Below are 1,648 nucleotides of genomic sequence, written 5' to 3' on the forward strand. Positions count from 1 at the left end.
ATGGCTTTCGATACTCCTTACAGCGCTTCATCTAGCGAGCTGGACGTACGAAATGGAGAGGCTAGTGTTACATTAAGTCAAAGTTTAGGCGCCGTTAGCATAAATAAAATTCTTACTTTTTATCCAAATGGTAGTTATAAATTGGATCTGAAGTTAAGCGGCAATGCGCGTTATTTCATCAGCCCCGGCTCGCGTCCGAACGTAGAAGTAGATAGCTATACGGTTCACGGCGTCATCGTAGGAAAACCGGGCGAAGCTGGAATTTCAGATAAAATCGCTTCATTTTTTACGGGCTCACAAGCTATAAGCGAAAGCGTAGAAATTTTTAAAGATGGTGATGTGGATAAAAACGAGCGAATAAGTGGCGTAAATATCGCTGCAAGCTCCGATCGCTATTATACGACGCTATTTTACGGAGAGAGCTTGAATGCGACCGTGACTGACGCAGATAAAATTTCGCAGGTTTTCATAGGCTCGGACGGCGATCTTAGTCTTACGGGCTATATTGGCGCGAAAGATCACGCGACGCTAAGCTCGATAAATCCTGCTCTTACGCACATTATCGAATACGGCTGGTTTACCTTCATCGCCCGCCCGATGTTTAAATTTCTAAACTGGCTACACGGCTACATCGGCAACTGGGGCTGGTCGATCGTCGTGCTTACGCTCATTATCCGCCTAATCTTATTCCCGCTAAGCTACAAGGGAATGCTATCGATGAATAAGCTAAAAGATCTGGCGCCTAAGATGAAGGAGCTTCAGGAAAAATATAAGGACGATAAGCAAAAGCTGCAGATGCATATGATGGATCTGTATAAGAAAAACGGTGCCAATCCGATGGGCGGCTGCTTGCCAATACTGCTTCAGATACCGGTATTTTTCGCGATCTACCGCGTGCTACTTAATGCGATCGAGCTAAAGGGCGCGGAGTGGGCGCTGTGGATCCACGATCTGTCGCTTAAAGATCCATATTACATCCTGCCGATTACGATGGGAATTTTGATGTTTTTGCAGCAAAAGATTACACCGACTACGTTTACCGATCCGATGCAAGAGAAGATGATGAAATTCTTGCCGCTCATTTTTACGGTATTTTTTGTAATGTTTCCTGCGGGTCTTACGTTATACTGGACGGTAAATAATTTCTGCTCCATTATCCAGCAATATGTCATTAATAAAGCCTTTGCTAGGCATAAACAAGCTCAAATAGCGGAGAAAAAGTCATGATAATTGAAGCAGAAAATTTAAAAGACGCATATAATAAAGCAGCATCTGAGCTTGGATGCTCGGTAACGCAACTTAACGTGCGCGTGCTGCAGCATCCAAGCGGTGGATTTTTGGGCTTCTTTAAAAAAAATGCTATTATAGAAGCGGTTTTGGAAGGGGAGAAATTTAGCGAAAATCCGGAATTTAACGCCTCGCAAAATAAAGTCGGCAAAGCAGAGAAAAAGCAGGGCGACAAATCAGAGTCTCAAAGTCCTCGCACCACGCATTCTAAACATCGCAAAGAAAAGCAAAAGGGCGCTGTGACGGATGAAATTCTATCCGATATCAAAGAGAAGCTATCTGCACTTTTTAGATCAAGTGAGTTTAATATCGAAGTTAGCGATGTTAGCAAAATCGACGAAAATACCGTCTATATCAAGCT

2 protein-coding genes are annotated in these 1,648 nt (G+C 43.4%); both read left to right on the forward strand.

Annotation, left to right across the window (positions count from 1 at the left end; genetic code table 11):
• The coding region (yidC, locus tag Q0117_RS08180) for a membrane protein insertase YidC (RefSeq protein WP_297924462.1) at positions 1-1,227 on the forward strand (1,227 nt) is incomplete at its 5' end.
• Positions 1,224-1,648, forward strand: a 425-nt coding sequence (locus tag Q0117_RS08185) for a Jag N-terminal domain-containing protein (protein ID WP_297924463.1), incomplete at its 3' end; no start/stop codon positions are given. The genes yidC and Q0117_RS08185, both read left to right, overlap by 4 nt.

Origin of the sequence: uncultured Campylobacter sp. (genome assembly GCF_937997535.1) — a bacterium.
Lineage (GTDB): Bacteria > Campylobacterota > Campylobacteria > Campylobacterales > Campylobacteraceae > Campylobacter_B.